This is a genomic window from Paenibacillus sp. AGC31 (assembly GCF_057334655.1).
This window is the reverse complement of sequence record NZ_JBHFJH010000004.1, coordinates 1-15631: the sequence shown is the minus strand read 5'-3', so window position 1 is coordinate 15631 and position 15631 is coordinate 1. Positions and strand designations below refer to the sequence as shown.

Sequence of the window (15631 nt, the reverse complement as noted above, 5' to 3'; positions counted from 1 at the left end):
TTGCCGGCACCTATTGTGCTGTTTGTTGATGTAGGGTAGTCTTGGAGGGAGTGACATAACGTGAACATCCTATTCATGGGCCCTCCGGGGGCAGGAAAAGGAACGCAAGCAGACGTCATCGTGAAAGAGTTCGGTATTCCCCATATTTCAACAGGCGATGCATTTCGTCTCGCGATCAAACAGGGAACTCCCATTGGCATGAAAGCCAAGGAATATATGGATCAAGGATTGCTTGTACCAGATGATGTAACCATTGGCATCGTTGAAGAACGTTTGCAGCAGCCTGACTGCAGAGAAGGTTTCCTCTTGGACGGATTTCCAAGAACCCTTTCACAAGCAGAAGCGCTCGATGGCATTCTGGAAAGATTGAACTCAGGTCTCGATCATGTAATCAACCTGAAAGTGGATCGCAACAAATTGCTGGCTCGTTTGACGGGTCGTCGAATTTGTAAAAACTGTGGTTCCACTTATCATGTGGTATTCAATCCGCCTAAGCAGGAAGGTATTTGTGATAAATGCGCTGGTGAGTTGTATCAACGCTCTGATGATAATGAAGAGAGTGTAGGTACACGACTGGACGAGTATATCAACAAAACAGCACCACTCCTCACGTTCTATGAGACTAAAGGTCTTCTTCGTCAAATGAACGGAGAACAGGATATCGATCAAGTTTCTCAAGAAATCGTGTCCTTACTGAGAGGTTAATTGATGATCATTGGTAAGTCCGAAACGGAACTGGGCTTGATGAGGGAAGCAGGGAGAATTGTTGCGGAAACGCATCGTCTCTTGGCAGAGCATATCGCTCCCGGTATTACGACTGGAGAACTTGACCATATGGCTGATCAATATATCCGCAGTCAAGGAGCTGTGCCGTCTTTCAAAGGTTATAACGGTTTCCCTGCCAGTGTGTGCGCTTCAGTAAATGAAGAGTTGGTACATGGATTTCCCGGCAAACGCAAGTTGAACGAGGGCGATATCGTTACGTTTGACATTGGCGCGCAGTACCAGGGGTATCATGGAGATTCCGCCTGGACTTATCCGGTCGGCCGTATTTCCGAAGAAGCCCGTCGTCTTCTGGACGTTACCGAGGCTTCGTTATACGCAGGTCTGGCGCTGGTAAAACCGGACGTTCGCTTGTTTACAATATCTCATGCGATTCAGAAATATATTGAAGATGAAGGGTTCTCCGTAGTTCGTGAATATGTCGGTCACGGCATAGGCGCAGATCTGCACGAAGAACCACAGATTCCGAACTATGGTCTTCCCGATCGGGGACCACGGCTTAAAGCGGGCATGGTGCTGGCCATAGAGCCGATGGTTAACGTAGGTAGACGGTATGTGAAAACGTTGGAAGATAACTGGACTGTCGTCACGGTTGATGGAAAGTTATGTGCCCACTTTGAACACACCGTAGCAGTTACACCAGATGGTATGGAAATTTTCACGAAACTGAATGCGTAGGTGATGAGGCATGAACAGTCAGTCTAATCCGCAGCTCGGTCAACTTGTGAAGATCCGTAAAGGCCGCAATGCGGACCAAGCCGCAGTAATTGTTGCTATAGCGGACAGTAAGTTCGTATATATTGCGGATGGAGACAAACGTAAGTTTGATCAACCAAAGAAGAAGAATCTTCTTCATCTTGAACTCCAGCCCATGATTAGCAGCGAGGTTGTGAACAGTTTAAACGAGAGTGGTCGGGTGACAAATGGAAAGCTCCGTTACGCGGTTCATTCATTTCTGGAATCCACCAACATTCAAGCTGAAGAGAAAGGAGACTGACTAATGGCCAAGGAAGATGTCATTGAAGTGGAAGGTACGGTTCTCGAACCGCTACCGAATGCAACATTCAAGGTTGAGCTTGAGAACGGTCATCAAATTCTCGCTCACGTTTCCGGAAAACTGCGGATGCACTTTATCCGTATCCTGACTGGAGACAAAGTAGTTGTTCAGTTGTCGCCTTATGATTTAACAAAAGGTCGCATAACTTACCGTAAATAGTAGTAGACAGTTGCAATGAACTGTGAAGCTTATGTAGCGGGTTTTGCCCGGCAAAACTTGCGAAAGCTTCGAAGCCGGTTTTACAATAGTAGAACAAGGTCAATGCTTACGAAGAGGGTTTTGCTTAGCAAAACTTTGAGGAGGTAATTCACATGAAGGTAAGACCTTCGGTCAAGCCGATTTGCGAAAAATGCAAAGTCATTCGCCGCAAAGGGAATGTTATGGTTATCTGTGAAAATCCGAAACACAAACAAAAACAAGGTTAAAGAAGGGGGTGTAGCGTAAAATGGCACGTATAGCTGGTGTGGATTTGCCACGTGATAAGCGCGTTGAGATCGCCTTGACTTATATTTTCGGAATCGGTAAAACGACTTCCCAGAAAATTCTGAGCACAACAGGCATCAATCCGGACACTCGTGTTCGTGATTTGACGGAAGATGAAGTCAGCAAATTGCGTGAAAGTATCGATAAAGAGGTCAAAGTAGAAGGTGACCTGCGTCGAGAAATCTCTTTGAATATTAAACGTTTGACGGAGATCGGTTGTTACCGTGGAGTTCGTCATCGTCGTGGTCTGCCTGTTCGTGGACAACGTACGAAAACGAATGCTCGTACTCGTAAAGGTCCTCGTCGTACAGTAGCGAACAAGAAGAAATAATAAGGGGGGATAAGAGAAAATGGCTAAACCGAAAAAAGTCGTACGTACCAAACGTCGTGACCGTAAGAATATTGAATCTGGCGTGGCGCATATCCGTTCCACTTTCAATAACACTATCGTTACTATTACGGATCCTCACGGAAACGCAATTTCGTGGGCAAGCTCCGGCGGCCTCGGATTCAGAGGTTCCCGTAAATCGACTCCGTTTGCTGCACAAATGGCTGCTGAGACTGCTGCCAAAGCTGCAATGGAACATGGGATGAAAGCCGTTGAGGTTATGGTTAAAGGACCAGGCGCAGGCCGTGAAGCAGCGATTCGCTCTTTGCAAGCTGCTGGTCTTGAAGTTAACCTGATCAAAGACGTAACTCCAGTCCCGCATAACGGATGCCGTCCTCCAAAACGTCGTCGTGTCTAATGAGATTTGCCCCTGCGTGTGGTATATTTCCGGCACAATCTGCTAATAATGGTTGTTTAGGCATACTACTACATGTTTTCGCAAGAGAAGGTAAATGTTTCATAGAGGACCGACGTTTTGAAGGAGGGGTATTGCAGTGATTGAAATCGAAAAGCCGAAAATTGAGACGGTAGACGTCAACGATGATGGCACCTATGGGAAATTCGTAGTAGAACCGCTTGAGCGCGGATACGGTACGACGCTTGGAAACTCGCTTCGCCGAATCTTGCTCTCGTCACTGCCGGGTGCGGCAGTGTCTTCGGTTCAAATCGATGGCGTTCTGCATGAATTTGCTACAGTTCCTGGCGTAATGGAAGATGTAACGGAGGTTATTCTTAACCTGAAAGCTTTGTCGCTTAAGATTCATTCGGACGAGGAGAAAGTGCTCGAGATTGATGCTGAAGGCGAAGGAGCAATTACGGCTGGAGATATCCGTGCTGACTCCGATGTGGAAATCCTTAACCCGGATTTGCACATTGCTACGCTCGGACCAGGTTCGAGACTTCACATGCGTATTTTTGCCAATCGCGGTCGCGGCTACGTCCAGGCAGATCGGAATAAACGCGATGACCAGCCGATCGGCGTCATCCCAGTCGATTCCATCTTCACCCCGATCAGTCGCGTTAACTACGCTGTGGAAAATACGCGTGTCGGTCAAGTGACCAACTATGACAAGCTCACGTTGGAAGTTTGGACTGATGGAAGTATTCGTCCTGAAGAGGCTGTAAGCCTCGGCGCTAAAATTTTGACTGAGCATTTGATGCTCTTCGTGGGTCTTACAGACGAAGCGAAAGATGCAGAGATCATGGTCGAAAAAGAAGAAGACAAAAAAGAAAAAGTACTCGAAATGACGATCGAAGAGCTGGATCTCTCTGTTCGTTCCTACAACTGCCTCAAACGTGCCGGTATTAATACCGTGCAAGAGCTGACTACGAAAACGGAAGAAGACATGATGAAAGTCCGTAACCTCGGACGCAAGTCTTTGGAAGAAGTTCAAGAGAAGCTTGAGGAACTTGGTTTGGGACTACGTACAGAAGAATAGACAGCCGAGTGCTTGAAGTGAAGGAGGGAAAACAATGGCATACCAAAAGTTGGGCCGTAATTCCAGCGCACGTAAAGCTTTGTTCCGTGACCTGGTAACCGACCTGTTCTTATACGAACGCATTCAGACAACTGAAGCGAAAGCAAAAGAGGTTCGCTCTATTGCTGAAAAACTGATCACTAAAGCGAAAAAGGGAGATCTTCATGCCCGTCGCCAAGTGGCAGCTTATGTTCGCCGCGAAACTATCGATGGTGAGCAAGATGCAATCCAAAAACTGTTTAGCGAATTGTCCGGTCGTTACGCTGAGCGTCCAGGTGGATACACTCGTATCTTGAAACTGGGACCTCGTCGTGGTGACGCAGCGCCAATGGTTTACTTGGAACTGGTAGACCGCGCGTAAAACAGATGAGATGAGGAAAGGGGACAGAATCAACGATTCTGGATTAACCCTTTTTTTCTCTTCATTTCGGAATTCGTGCTGTAATAGAAGCTCCGTAAGGGGCTTCTTTTGCTGTTCGGGATAGGGATATGTATAGTATGGAACAAAGGTGTGGTAATAATGCGGAACTTATGTATGACGTTAACTTATGATGGCACTGCCTATTACGGCTTCCAAGTACAGCCGGGTGGGAATACCATTCAGGATCATCTTGAAGATGCGATTCGTGCTTTAACCGGTGAGAAAGTTAAAATTACAGGTTCAGGCCGAACAGATGCAGGTGTTCACGCCCGCAGACAAATCTTTAATTTTCCTACGGAGTCCCAGATCCCGATTGAACGCTGGTGTATTGCACTCAACTCCAGATTACCCTCCGATATTGTCGTCATTGATGCGATTGAAGTTTCGGCTGATTTTCATTCTCGCTATGCAGCGAAAAAGAAAACGTATCGTTATACAGTCAATGCGAATCAATTTCCGGATGTATTCAACAGAAGACTGCAGTATCATCATCATGCGAAGCTTGATATTATGGCAATGCAGGAGGGCCTACGACATTTCATAGGGACGTATGATTTTACCTCTTTTGCTTCACGCAAGTCTCAGAAAGAGAATCATGTCCGTTCGGTATACGAAGCATGGATTGAAGTGGACCGAACAATGTGCAGAGACCATCCGCGCGATCAGGGTGTCATTCACATTTATGTGAGTGGTAACGGCTTTTTGCAGCATATGGTTCGTATCATTGTAGGGACACTGCTGGAGATCGGAGAGGGCAAACGGAAAGCCTCTGATGTACCGAATATGATTGCTGCATGTAATCGATCTGCTGCAGGACCTACTGCAGTTAGCTGCGGTTTAATGCTCTGGGATCTTGAATACAAAAAAGATTAAATTTGGTGAGTGAAAAGCTTAATTAACACTTGCGATTTAATTGCCTATCATGTAATATAAAAGTTGTGTTTTCTTAATGGCTTTCCCACAGCCCCAATTAAGAGGTTCACATCAAATTTACAATCCATCAACACCTAAAGTTATAACTTAACGAACGAAGATAAATGAAAATGATGATTTTGAACATTTTAAGGAGGAACTTTTCATGCGTACTACGTACATGGCGAAGCCTAACGAAGTTGAGCGCCAATGGCACATCATTGATGCTGAAGGCAAAACCCTCGGACGTTTGGCGAGCGAAGCAGCAGCTTTGATTCGCGGCAAACACAAGCCACAATTCACTCCACATGTGGACACTGGCGATTTCGTTGTTATCATCAATGCTGAGAAAATCGTATTGACTGGTAAGAAAATGCAAGGTAAAAAATACTACCGTCACTCAATGCACCCAGGTGGTTTGAAAGTAACTACAGCAGAAGAGATGGTTAAAAACAAACCTGAGCGTATGTTGGAACTGGCTGTTCGCGGTATGCTTCCTAAAACTCGCATGGGCGAGAAAATGAAGTTGAGACTTAAAGCGTACAGAGGCACTGAGCATCCACATGCAGCACAAAAACCAGAAGTTTACGAACTTCGCGGTTAATTAAAAGGAGGACAGTTTCATGGCACAAGTACAATACTATGGGACAGGTCGTCGTAAACATTCGGTAGCACGTGTTCGCCTTGTACCGGGTGAAGGACGCATTGTCATCAATAAACGTGATATTAATGAATACTTCGGTTTGGAAACACTCAAACTGATCGTAAAACAACCACTGAACTTGACAGAAACACTCAACAACTATGACGTTCTTGTTATTGCTCATGGTGGCGGAATCTCCGGTCAAGCCGGCGCAATCCGTCATGGTATCTCCCGCGCTCTGCTCAAAGCAGATCCGGAATACCGTGCTTCCCTGAAAAAAGCAGGATTCCTGACTCGTGACCCACGTATGAAAGAGCGTAAAAAATACGGTCTTAAAGCGGCTCGTCGCGCACCTCAGTTCTCCAAACGTTAATATTAAAAGCCTTTGGCCTCGGTCAAAGGCTTTTTTATATATTCATGACTATTCCGCCATATAGTATATTAGTTTGTGCGATAGCTCTCATACCTCTGATGTCTTCCCCCATGCTTGTGCATTTTTCCATCATTGCCTTTTCAATGTTCTCTTAATGTCCCTCAATACAGTCCTATAATATGTACGTTAATACATCTACAGCTTACTGAACCTCTCTAATCGTTTTAGATCCTTGGATTTGCTCTTACGCTTTTACCCATCGCTCACCACACATTCTACAACAGATCTTTATAAAATCATCAATTAGAGCTCACGCCGGATTTCTTGAATGCACTGGGTTTACTGTTTTTTGTGCTTAAATTTTTATTGCAACCTTATCAGTATTTCTTATGGAAACGATAAAAGTCCCTTACATATCAACCGTTAAATGTCACAAAGCTGATCCCCTTAAAACTTCTGCTTTTCGTCCTTCATCTTCAATCGCCCAGTGAATTTTTTATGTTGCTCTTTGCGACATGAACTATCTAAACCCAGCAGCAGCAAAGGTTTCACAGGCCATGAGATGTTTTTATACCTGCCTAATGATCTGAGCCAACAGCTTTGTTTTTATCTCGTTAACAGAGAAATGAATAAATTGAACCAAAATATTGTGTGAGAGCAACGATCAAAAATGGTCAAAAACTGATTTATTTTACCATATGGCAGGCATTGACATCCCCAATGAAAGATTTATACTAAACATAATTCATATTAGATTAGTCGGCTTTAAGTGTATTGAAATGCAGAATGGGGGAAATTCACAGATGAACTTGTTGGAGAAAGAAGAATTGGCACGGGCAAAGGCAGAGGAACTGGAACATGCCAGTCCAGAGGATATTATTCGGTATGCTATTGAAACATTCCCAAATATCACTTTTGCATGTAGCTTTGGTGCAGAAGATGTTGTTCTTGTAGATATGTTGCAGAAGATCAGCCCATCCACAGACATTTTTTATCTAGATACAGATTTCCACTTTAAAGAAACATACGAAACACGTGATAAGATGCAGGAGAACTACAACCTTGAATTTGTACGCGTGTCACCTAAGATTACTCCGGAAGAGCAGGCAGCTCAACACGGTGAAGAGATGTGGAAGTCTGATCCCAATGGGTGCTGTAACATTCGCAAAGTCGAACCGTTAACACGTATTCTTTCTCAGTATGATGCGTGGATTACAGGTATTCGTAGAGATCAAGCACCAACTCGTGCAAACTCGAAGAAGGTTGAATATGATTCCAAATTTGGCCTGATGAAGTTTAACCCGATTGCGCACTGGACGACTGAGGATGTATGGCAATATATTCGTGACAATAACGTTGTATATAACCCTCTTCATGACCAGAACTACCCAAGTATTGGTTGTGAGCATTGCACACGTCAGGTTATGCCTGGTGAGGACCCTCGTGCTGGACGCTGGTCTGGCAATGATAAGACGGAATGTGGCCTTCATAAATAATAGATATACAAGGAGCTGACAAGATGACATCGATTCTGCCTCATGGAGGTACGCTGGTTCAGCGTATCGTACAAGGAGAAGAACGGGAGCAGTTGTTGCAAGACAGTAAAAACTTATCCTCTTTGCTTATTAATACCTGGACGATATCAGATTTGGATCTGATTGGTGTGGGTGCGTTCTCACCACTAGAAGGTTTCTTGAATGAGGAAGATTATCTTTCGGTGGTGTCTCGCATGCGTCTTGCCGATGGAACAGTCTGGAGTATACCGATTACACTTGCTGTTGATGATAAACAAGCCTCATCCCTCCGAATTGGTGAACGTGTGAAACTTGTTGGTGATCAAGATGGAGTAACTTATGGACTGCTCGAAGTCCAAAGTATATACCAGGTGGATCAGGGTGAAGAAGCCCGGCGTGTATTCAAAACAGATGATCCTGAGCACCCGGGTGTTAAAAAACTGTTGGAGCGTCCTGCAACATACGTAGGAGGTCCAATCCAAGTGTTGAACCGTCCAAAACCTTCGAAATTCGAAGAATTCTATTATGATCCTGCAGATACCCGGAAGATTTTTCAGGAGAAGGGTTGGAAGACGGTAGTTGGTTTTCAGACACGTAATCCGGTCCATCGGGCTCATGAGTACATCCAGAAGAGCGCTATGGAGATTGTCGACGCACTCTTCCTGAATCCGCTTGTTGGAGAGACGAAGTCGGACGATGTTCCCGCAGATGTTCGGATGAAGAGTTATCTGGTATTACTGGAGAACTATTACCCGGCTGATCGTGCGTTCCTTGGTGTGTTCCCCGCAGCGATGCGGTATGCCGGACCACGTGAAGCTATTTTCCATGCGATGGTTCGCAAAAATTACGGGTGTACCCACTTTATTGTTGGTCGTGACCATGCGGGTGTGGGTGATTATTATGGAACATATGAAGCACAGGAGATCTTTACGAACTTTACAGCAGAGGAACTGGGGATCACTCCGTTATTCTTCGAACATAGTTTCTTCTGTACCAAATGTGGAAACATGGCATCCAGCAAAACTTGCCCACATGATAAAGAACACCATATGGCGCTTTCCGGCACCAAAGTACGCGGGCTGCTCCGTGACGGTCAGTGCCCTCCACCTGAATTTACACGTCCTGAGGTAGCTGAGGTACTGATTGAAGGAATGGCGGAGCAAGTCCGGTCCTAGCGGTATATTTGTCCATCTTGTCCCATATAGATGATTAGAGTCATTTATAGGGACGAGGTGGTTTTTTTATGCGTAAAAATATGGGGAAACACTTTGTAGTCTGGATTAGGTTAAAAACAATCAAAAGGGTCATGCTGAGTCTCTGTCTGCTGGCCATGTTAGTGGCGGTAATGTCCTATGAACTGCCTTCCGCAAAGACTTCAGGTTATTGGAGTTTGCCGATGGCGGGTAAAGTTATTGCCATTGATGCAGGACACGGAGGTCCCGATGGAGGAGCGGTAAGTAAACAGGGAGTTATTGAAAAAGATATTAACCTGTCTATCGCCTTGTATGTGAGAGATTATTTGCAACAGGCAGGGGCCTTAGTGGTGATGACAAGAGAAATAGACACGGATTTGGCGGACTCGGACACCAAGGGTTACTCTAAGCGTAAGACGGAAGATCTGAAACAAAGAGTACGGCGGATAGAGGATAAGCAAGCAGATCTCTTTATTAGCATTCACATGAACAGTGTCCCATCCAACCGCTGGAGTGGAGCGCAGGTTTTCTATACAACTAACCATCCGGATAACGAAGGTTTGGCTAATCTGCTTCAACAAGAGATGGTTCGTAATCTGGAGAATACAGATCGAATCGCCAAAACGGTGAATACAGTTTATCTGTTACAGGCGCTGAAGATCCCTTCCGCGCTGGTAGAAGTGGGTTTCCTTTCTCATCCGGAAGAGGCACGTATGCTTGCCGACGAAGCTTATCAACGTAAGGTGGCTGCCTCGATCTATAATGGAATTCTCAGATATTCCTCAGGAGAACGGCCTAAAAGTTAGTCAGAACAAGAAAGGTAATGATATAATTGGATCAGCATACCTAATTACATGCCAATAGATAAAGCTGAGGTGCTGTCTGATGTTATCAAAAGAACAGATACTTGAACTATTACAGCCATTACAAGAACCACAATTGGGAGTAAGTCTGACCGAACTGGAATGGGTTCGAGATATTATGGTGAAAGAAAATCATGTGGCTCTGACCTTAGTGACACTGGAAAATCGACCTGAGGATACAACAGCCTTGAGTGATGCAGCGCGTAATCTGTTGTCCCAGCACGGACTGAAGGATGTGCATATTCGTGTGCGTGCAGCTTCTGAGCATGATCGTGAGAGCCTGAATATGGGACAACCCGATGATGAGCCAGATCGGGACGAAGTGCTCGTAAAAGGTCACGCAGCGGGTCTGGATGGACATGAACTGTTAAGTCCTGAATCAGGTGTTCGTTTTATTGCTGTGGCCAGTGGTAAAGGTGGCGTCGGTAAATCAACGGTAACCGTTAATCTTGCTGCAGCTTTGGCACGTCAAGGCAAAAAAGTGGGCTTAATTGATGCGGATATCTATGGCTTCAGTGTACCCGACATGATGGGGATTGAAGAATATCCGGTCGTTGAAGATGGCGTTATTCAACCGGTTGAACGTTTTGGCGTCAAAGTCATGTCGATGGGCTTCTTTATTCGGGAGAACAATCCGGTAATCTGGCGTGGACCCATGCTAGGTCGGATGCTGCGTCAATTCTTTACGGATGTCCAGTGGGGCAAATTGGATTATATATTACTGGATTTGCCACCAGGTACGGGAGATGTTGCTTTGGATGTGCATCAGATGTTGCCACAGAGCAAGGAAATCATCGTTACCACGCCGCATGCAACAGCAGCTTTTGTCGCAGCACGTGCGGGTGCGATGGCCATTCAGACCGATCATGAGTTACTTGGTGTGGTGGAGAATATGGCTTATTATGAGTGCAGCAGTTGCGGAGAGAAGGATTATGTCTTTGGACGTGGAGGTGGGGGAAGACTTGCAGAAAGTCTGCATACAAGCTTGCTTGCCCAGATTCCATTAGGCACACCGGATAATCATCCATCCGAGCCTGATTTCTCACCTTCTGTGTACAAAGCAGATTCCCGTATAGGGGCTATCTACGATGAAGTGGCCAAGTCCATTGAATCCAAATTCTAATGGTATGAGTGTTATAAATACAAATAAAGCCTGCGTCCATTCGGATGCAGGCTTTTCAGTTTCTGTAATATACCAACATCTACTGTTTATGAACCTCCACCGCTGCCAGAATCTCCACTTCCACCATCTCCGCCATCACTACCCTCTTGCCCTTGCCCTTCTTGTCCTCCTTGCTCTTGCCCCTGTTTTCCGCCACTTTCCACTTTGGGTTGCAATTCGTCCTGCACTACCTTCTTGAGTAAAGTGAGTACTTCCATGCGGAACAACGGGTTTTGCATCACTTCCTGCATGACAGTCATCGTCTGTTTACGATAATCCGGAGTCTTGGTCATATCCATGAACATCTTGGATACTTCTGGTGACTTCATGATGTCTCCAACAGATTTTTGATATGTGGGATCTTTAATCAACTGCATATGAAGTTGTTTGCTTTGGGCGTTAATCACTTTGGCGAATTCCCCGGCAAACTGTGGATCTGTCATGATCTTCTCGAATTCCTTCTGGTATTCGGGAGCTGTGATGGTGTCTTTTACTGCAATACGTATTTGTTCCGAAGATTGCACAGGCATTAACATTTTCATACCAATGGTTCCCGAGCCACCACCCGACCCGCCGCCACCTTCTTCTGACCCGCCGCCTTCACCACTGGATGAGCTTTGACCTGTAAGAGCTTCCTCCACCGCTTTCTTGCCTTCGTCACTTTTCAAAATATCTACAACCATTGTTTTCATCTCTTTATAACTGCCCTGAGGAGGCGAAGAACTCTGATCTGAACCGCAGCCGGCAAGCATGACGGATAGCCCCAGTACGACACAGCATAGCTGCCACAAAGGCCGTTTCATGTGTACAATCCCTCCTTGATTAGATACTGGATGTAGTATGTGATGGGAAAGGGGGAAATATGTTGAGCAATGATGGTTTTTTGCTGAGAAGGTTGGTAAAATAAACACTCGGGGGTGGAAAACTTTTGAATTTACGTAGATGGTTTTTCCTGTTTTGGACAGCCTTGCTTATTGGGGCCGCGGGAGCATTGGGTACAGGATTGATTATGATGCTGGTGAACGGGGAGAAAACAAATGGATTGAATGATTTTCTTCTGTATCTTTTGATCCTATTTGGATCAGGGGTTATGATCAGCGTTTATTCACAAATGGGTTTCTTTGCATATCTGATATTGAATTATATGGGTAAAGGTGTATTTCCAAAGCGCGGTTGGCAGATCGTGCAGATTGTACTAACGGTGTTGGCCCTGCTTGACGTGATGTTTTTACGCCTGTTTGTTGGGGGAGACCGGGAGCGCATATCGGATATTGTGTTAGGTATCATTATTTTGGCAGCCGCAATTGTTACCGCTTACGTTAAAGTAAAGCTCACTCATATCTCCGCGCTTGTACCAACACTCTTTTTCATGATTGCCGTCACCATAGTGGAGACGATCGGCGTATTACGTATTGATGTCAATGCTGCAACCATATTTATTGTGGTTCCCTTGCTCTTATGTAATGCATACCAAATGCTGATATTGCACAGGCTGGTGGATGTATCTACGAACCGGAGTGTAAGTGGAAAGGCAGAACAGTTGAGAGAAAGCCGAGCATAAAATTCGTTTTGCATAAAAACATACCAAAAAGAGCTAACCTGGTTAGCTCTTTTCAACTTTTACACTCTTATTTGAGCTGTAGCCCAAGCAATATACCAATTATTGACCGCTGGCTTGATCACGAACTTCCTTACCTTTCACACTGGAATGGTTAAGCAACTCAGACACGGTTACGAATTCATAGCCCTGGTTTTTTAATTTGTCGATAATGACAGGGAGTGCCTCATGAGTTTGTTTAGAGGAATCACTTGCATGCAGCAGTACGATGTCCCCTGGATGTGCTTTGCTTACTACACGATCAACAATGGTCTGTACACCAGGGTTTTTCCAATCCAAGGAGTCGGTATCCCACTGTACAACCTGATAATTCAAACTATTGGCTACCTGAAGCACTCGCTTGTCAAAGTCCCCGTTGGGCAGACGTATTAATTTCGGTTCTTTCCCTGTTAAATCGGTTAAAATGCTATGAGCTGTCGAAATTTCTTTGCGAATTTCTTCCTCGGTCAGGCTGCTGTAGTTCTCATGTCTGTGACCATGGCTGCCAATTTCATATCCTGCCTCTTTGATGGCAGTAACAATTTCGGGGTGTGTCTTGCTCCAGGGGGACGAAAGGAAAAAGGTTGCCTTCTGCACTTTATTCTCCTGAAGAACTTTCAGAATCGGCTCTGTCCGTTTATCTCCCCAGCTGATGTCAAAGGTAAGTGCAATTACCTTCTTCTCGGTTGGAACGCTGTAGACGGCTGATGGTGCTTCCTCCGAGAATACGGAGACATTGCCACGCTCCAGATAAATAATACCGATCGCAAAGATGGCAGCAACGAAGACAATCAGGTACCGTTTAATCTTTTTGCCGCTAAATACATAGAACGAGTTCATTTCAATAAGCGCCCCTCTCCCATAAGAAATGCTTGTTTACTCTCCAATGTATGCTCGTACTCCCCAGTTATTCGTAACACGAACCTTGTTTGTCCATCATTTTAGATTCTACAGGAGGTTATTATGTTAAAATTCAGTACATTTCTTAGAGATCTTGGTTCCATCCGCAGTGCATTAATCTGGTCCGTAGTTTTGTTTGCTGTTGGAATAGGGGCAGGATGGGTGAGTACAGGGCCTCTAGAAGAACTGTTGTTGAACCAAATCGGAGGTTTACGTGAAGTCAGTGAACGGCTGGAGCAGGGGGGCAATGTGCAATGGAACTTCTTCCTGTTTATCTTTTTCAATAATGCCATCAAAAGTGTACTTGTCATCTATGCCGGTATATTCTTCGGAATTCTGCCTGTCATCTTCCTGCTGATCAATGGGATGGTCCTTGGATTTGTGGTGCACACCACGATGAATTATGGAGCAAGCTTCTATGATATTGTGGTTAAAGGTTTACTTCCGCATGGCATTATTGAGATTCCGGTCATTATTATTGCTTGCGCCTTCGGACTGAAGTTCGGTGGTCTGGTTATCCAAAGCCTTGCACAACTTGGAAGTGACAAGCGAAATATGATGGGAAACCGGTGGAGAGCATTCATGAATAGGACGTTAACGGCATCCTTCTGGGTTGTCATCTTGCTTCTTGTTGCAGCAATCATCGAAAGCACACTTACGTATACTCTGGTGAGAGGATAAAATTTTGTGATGGTTGGCATTCATAAATTTTCAGAAAGTTGACCATAACAATAAAACGGGTTCCAGCAGCACCCACAAAAAGCGAATGCACGGGTGTTGCATGAAACTTCTGTAAGTGTGATAAAGAGGCTATGCACAAAAAGGAGAACTCTAATGCTGGGTATGTTGTTTAACGATAAGGAATGCAAGGAATTAGACTATGTGCTACGTAAAGAATTAGATGAAATGCTGTTCGATCTGAGTGATAATCGTCTTGACCAAGAGATCAAATATGCTATCGCGAGCCGATATAAGACTGTGTTCCGCATGTATGCACGCTTTGCCCCGCCAAAAGAGTTGTCCAAGTATGCAAGAGGTGGAAAACTGAAAAAGTCGAAGCCGTAATGCTGAAGCTGGTCATATATTCGATTTACAGTAGTGGAAGTGAGGTGCGGCTCTCAATAGCGGGTGCTGTACCTCTGAACCATGAAAATGCGAAATTGTTGGGGGGTTCATACTTTTTGTCGAAAAAGGGTTGACCTTTCTAATTTCATATGGTAAATTAATTTTCGTTCCTTTTTTAGGAGTGGTTCACCGAAAAAAGCATGAAAATAAAGCGATTGAAAAGAATTGAAAAAATAATGCTTGCAAAGAGAACTTCAACATGATATATTATAAAAGTCGCCGCTGAAACGACGACAACATGAAAAACAGAACTAAATTGAATGTTTGATCTTTGAAAACTGAACAACGAGTGAGTAAACATTCTGCTTGCAGAATGACGCGAAAGTTGAAGACAAGCCTTGGCTTGAATCGACTGGAGCACAAATGAGATTTTTAATCTCGTCAGATTCAAAATGAGCTTATCGCTCTTTTCAATACTTTATTGGAGAGTTTGATCCTGGCTCAGGACGAACGCTGGCGGCATGCCTAATACATGCAAGTCGAGCGGAGTTGATAGGGAGCTTGCTTCCTTGATACTTAGCGGCGGACGGGTGAGTAACACGTAGGCAACCTGCCCTCAAGTTTGGGACAACTACCGGAAACGGTAGCTAATACCGAATAGTTGTTTTCTTCGCCTGAAGGAAACTGGAAAGACGGAGCAATCTGTCACTTGGGGATGGGCCTGCGGCGCATTAGCTAGTTGGTGGGGTAACGGCTCACCAAGGCGACGATGCGTAGCCGACCTGAGAGGGTGATCGGC

Annotated in this window: 21 protein-coding genes and 1 rRNA gene; 20 read left to right on the top strand and 2 right to left on the bottom strand. The window is 45.0% G+C overall.

The annotated features are described in order from the left end of the window. The first annotated feature begins 60 nt into the window (after window positions 1-60). The 16 genes from ACE04G_RS03530 (at window position 61) to ACE04G_RS03455 (ending at window position 11231) form a co-directional block, all read left to right on the top strand. Window positions 61-705 carry an adenylate kinase gene (locus ACE04G_RS03530; protein ID WP_340912578.1) on the top strand — a complete coding sequence of 215 codons (645 nt, stop codon included), beginning with the start codon at window positions 61-63 and terminating at the stop codon, window positions 703-705. Window positions 706-708: 3 nt separating this feature from the next. Further along, window positions 709-1461 (top strand): type I methionyl aminopeptidase, encoded by a 753-nt coding sequence (gene map, locus ACE04G_RS03525; protein WP_036607191.1) that lies wholly within the window; start codon window positions 709-711, stop codon window positions 1459-1461. 10 nt (window positions 1462-1471) lie between these two features. Next, a complete protein-coding gene (locus ACE04G_RS03520) occupies window positions 1472-1780 on the top strand; it encodes a KOW domain-containing RNA-binding protein (protein WP_091039171.1) in 309 nt (102 codons plus the stop codon). Between the two features lie 3 nt (window positions 1781-1783). Beyond that, window positions 1784-1999, top strand: coding sequence for a translation initiation factor IF-1 (infA, locus tag ACE04G_RS03515; RefSeq protein ID WP_017692098.1), 216 nt, complete (start codon window positions 1784-1786; stop codon window positions 1997-1999). A 152-nt stretch (window positions 2000-2151) separates the two neighbouring features. After that, window positions 2152-2265 (top strand): 50S ribosomal protein L36, encoded by a 114-nt coding sequence (rpmJ, locus tag ACE04G_RS03510; RefSeq protein WP_003333770.1) that lies wholly within the window; start codon window positions 2152-2154, stop codon window positions 2263-2265. 20 nt (window positions 2266-2285) lie between these two features. Beyond that, window positions 2286-2654: a 30S ribosomal protein S13 gene (gene rpsM / locus ACE04G_RS03505; protein WP_062329455.1), complete on the top strand. Its 369-nt coding sequence runs from the start codon at window positions 2286-2288 to the stop codon at window positions 2652-2654. Between the two features lie 19 nt (window positions 2655-2673). Next, window positions 2674-3069, top strand: a complete 396-nt coding sequence (rpsK, locus tag ACE04G_RS03500) for a 30S ribosomal protein S11 (RefSeq protein ID WP_017692100.1) — start codon at window positions 2674-2676, stop codon at window positions 3067-3069. 136 nt (window positions 3070-3205) lie between these two features. Then, the gene (locus tag ACE04G_RS03495) at window positions 3206-4150 is read left to right on the top strand and encodes a DNA-directed RNA polymerase subunit alpha (RefSeq protein WP_017692101.1); all 945 of its coding nucleotides are present in this window, start codon (window positions 3206-3208) and stop codon (window positions 4148-4150) included. A gap of 34 nt (window positions 4151-4184) precedes the next feature. Beyond that, the gene (rplQ, locus tag ACE04G_RS03490; protein ID WP_017692102.1) at window positions 4185-4550 is read left to right on the top strand and encodes a 50S ribosomal protein L17; all 366 of its coding nucleotides are present in this window, start codon (window positions 4185-4187) and stop codon (window positions 4548-4550) included. 159 nt (window positions 4551-4709) lie between these two features. Next, a complete protein-coding gene (gene truA / locus ACE04G_RS03485) occupies window positions 4710-5483 on the top strand; it encodes a tRNA pseudouridine(38-40) synthase TruA (RefSeq protein ID WP_339179705.1) in 774 nt (257 codons plus the stop codon). A 205-nt stretch (window positions 5484-5688) separates the two neighbouring features. After that, window positions 5689-6126: a 50S ribosomal protein L13 gene (gene rplM / locus ACE04G_RS03480; protein WP_024633564.1), complete on the top strand. Its 438-nt coding sequence runs from the start codon at window positions 5689-5691 to the stop codon at window positions 6124-6126. Between the two features lie 19 nt (window positions 6127-6145). Beyond that, complete coding sequence (gene rpsI / locus ACE04G_RS03475; RefSeq protein ID WP_017692105.1) at window positions 6146-6538, top strand: 30S ribosomal protein S9; 393 nt, start codon at window positions 6146-6148, stop codon at window positions 6536-6538. Window positions 6539-7341: 803 nt separating this feature from the next. Further along, window positions 7342-8034, top strand: coding sequence for a phosphoadenylyl-sulfate reductase (locus ACE04G_RS03470; RefSeq protein WP_339179703.1), 693 nt, complete (start codon window positions 7342-7344; stop codon window positions 8032-8034). 23 nt (window positions 8035-8057) lie between these two features. After that, entirely contained in the window at window positions 8058-9227 is a 1170-nt protein-coding gene (gene sat / locus ACE04G_RS03465) for a sulfate adenylyltransferase (protein ID WP_339305772.1), read from the top strand. A gap of 68 nt (window positions 9228-9295) precedes the next feature. Continuing rightward, on the top strand, window positions 9296-10051 hold the full coding sequence (gene cwlD / locus ACE04G_RS03460; RefSeq protein ID WP_339179697.1) for an N-acetylmuramoyl-L-alanine amidase CwlD: 756 nt from the start codon (window positions 9296-9298) through the stop codon (window positions 10049-10051). Window positions 10052-10130: 79 nt separating this feature from the next. Beyond that, complete coding sequence (locus ACE04G_RS03455; protein WP_339305770.1) at window positions 10131-11231, top strand: Mrp/NBP35 family ATP-binding protein; 1101 nt, start codon at window positions 10131-10133, stop codon at window positions 11229-11231. Window positions 11232-11317: 86 nt separating this feature from the next. On the opposite strand, the gene gerD is transcribed toward ACE04G_RS03455, so the two are convergent. Next, window positions 11318-12073 carry a spore germination lipoprotein GerD gene (gene gerD / locus ACE04G_RS03450; RefSeq protein ID WP_221825239.1) on the bottom strand — a complete coding sequence of 252 codons (756 nt, stop codon included), beginning with the start codon at window positions 12071-12073 and terminating at the stop codon, window positions 11318-11320. A 125-nt stretch (window positions 12074-12198) separates the two neighbouring features. Between gerD and ACE04G_RS03445 the strand changes: the two genes are divergently transcribed. Next, window positions 12199-12831 carry a KinB-signaling pathway activation protein gene (locus tag ACE04G_RS03445; RefSeq protein WP_221825235.1) on the top strand — a complete coding sequence of 211 codons (633 nt, stop codon included), beginning with the start codon at window positions 12199-12201 and terminating at the stop codon, window positions 12829-12831. A gap of 99 nt (window positions 12832-12930) precedes the next feature. On the opposite strand, the gene pdaB is transcribed toward ACE04G_RS03445, so the two are convergent. Next, window positions 12931-13707: a polysaccharide deacetylase family sporulation protein PdaB gene (gene pdaB, locus ACE04G_RS03440; RefSeq protein ID WP_221825232.1), complete on the bottom strand. Its 777-nt coding sequence runs from the start codon at window positions 13705-13707 to the stop codon at window positions 12931-12933. A gap of 123 nt (window positions 13708-13830) precedes the next feature. Between pdaB and ACE04G_RS03435 the strand changes: the two genes are divergently transcribed. The 3 genes from ACE04G_RS03435 to ACE04G_RS03425 all read left to right on the top strand — a co-directional run. Further along, on the top strand, window positions 13831-14448 hold the full coding sequence (locus ACE04G_RS03435) for a stage II sporulation protein M (RefSeq protein ID WP_221825229.1): 618 nt from the start codon (window positions 13831-13833) through the stop codon (window positions 14446-14448). Window positions 14449-14601: 153 nt separating this feature from the next. Beyond that, window positions 14602-14832, top strand: coding sequence for a hypothetical protein (locus ACE04G_RS03430; protein WP_056697767.1), 231 nt, complete (start codon window positions 14602-14604; stop codon window positions 14830-14832). Between the two features lie 478 nt (window positions 14833-15310). After that, window positions 15311-15631, top strand: a 16S ribosomal RNA gene (locus ACE04G_RS03425); the annotation flags it as partial.

What these genes read in the sequence shown, in the direction of transcription:
- rpsI (WP_017692105.1), top strand. Translation starts at nt 6,146, where the DNA reads ATGGCACAAGTACAATACTATGGGACAGGTCGTCGTAAACATTCGGTA.
- rpsM (WP_062329455.1), top strand. Translation starts at nt 2,286, where the DNA reads ATGGCACGTATAGCTGGTGTGGATTTGCCACGTGATAAGCGCGTTGAG.
- ACE04G_RS03430 (WP_056697767.1), top strand. Translation starts at nt 14,602, where the DNA reads ATGCTGGGTATGTTGTTTAACGATAAGGAATGCAAGGAATTAGACTAT.
- ACE04G_RS03520 (WP_091039171.1), top strand. Translation starts at nt 1,472, where the DNA reads ATGAACAGTCAGTCTAATCCGCAGCTCGGTCAACTTGTGAAGATCCGT.
- gerD (WP_221825239.1), bottom strand. Translation starts at nt 12,073, where the DNA reads ATGAAACGGCCTTTGTGGCAGCTATGCTGTGTCGTACTGGGGCTATCC.
- rpmJ (WP_003333770.1), top strand. Translation starts at nt 2,152, where the DNA reads ATGAAGGTAAGACCTTCGGTCAAGCCGATTTGCGAAAAATGCAAAGTC.
- map (WP_036607191.1), top strand. Translation starts at nt 709, where the DNA reads ATGATCATTGGTAAGTCCGAAACGGAACTGGGCTTGATGAGGGAAGCA.
- cwlD (WP_339179697.1), top strand. Translation starts at nt 9,296, where the DNA reads ATGCGTAAAAATATGGGGAAACACTTTGTAGTCTGGATTAGGTTAAAA.
- rplM (WP_024633564.1), top strand. Translation starts at nt 5,689, where the DNA reads ATGCGTACTACGTACATGGCGAAGCCTAACGAAGTTGAGCGCCAATGG.
- infA (WP_017692098.1), top strand. Translation starts at nt 1,784, where the DNA reads ATGGCCAAGGAAGATGTCATTGAAGTGGAAGGTACGGTTCTCGAACCG.
- ACE04G_RS03435 (WP_221825229.1), top strand. Translation starts at nt 13,831, where the DNA reads ATGTTAAAATTCAGTACATTTCTTAGAGATCTTGGTTCCATCCGCAGT.
- rpsK (WP_017692100.1), top strand. Translation starts at nt 2,674, where the DNA reads ATGGCTAAACCGAAAAAAGTCGTACGTACCAAACGTCGTGACCGTAAG.
- rplQ (WP_017692102.1), top strand. Translation starts at nt 4,185, where the DNA reads ATGGCATACCAAAAGTTGGGCCGTAATTCCAGCGCACGTAAAGCTTTG.
- ACE04G_RS03470 (WP_339179703.1), top strand. Translation starts at nt 7,342, where the DNA reads ATGAACTTGTTGGAGAAAGAAGAATTGGCACGGGCAAAGGCAGAGGAA.
- ACE04G_RS03455 (WP_339305770.1), top strand. Translation starts at nt 10,131, where the DNA reads ATGTTATCAAAAGAACAGATACTTGAACTATTACAGCCATTACAAGAA.
- sat (WP_339305772.1), top strand. Translation starts at nt 8,058, where the DNA reads ATGACATCGATTCTGCCTCATGGAGGTACGCTGGTTCAGCGTATCGTA.
- pdaB (WP_221825232.1), bottom strand. Translation starts at nt 13,707, where the DNA reads ATGAACTCGTTCTATGTATTTAGCGGCAAAAAGATTAAACGGTACCTG.
- truA (WP_339179705.1), top strand. Translation starts at nt 4,710, where the DNA reads ATGCGGAACTTATGTATGACGTTAACTTATGATGGCACTGCCTATTAC.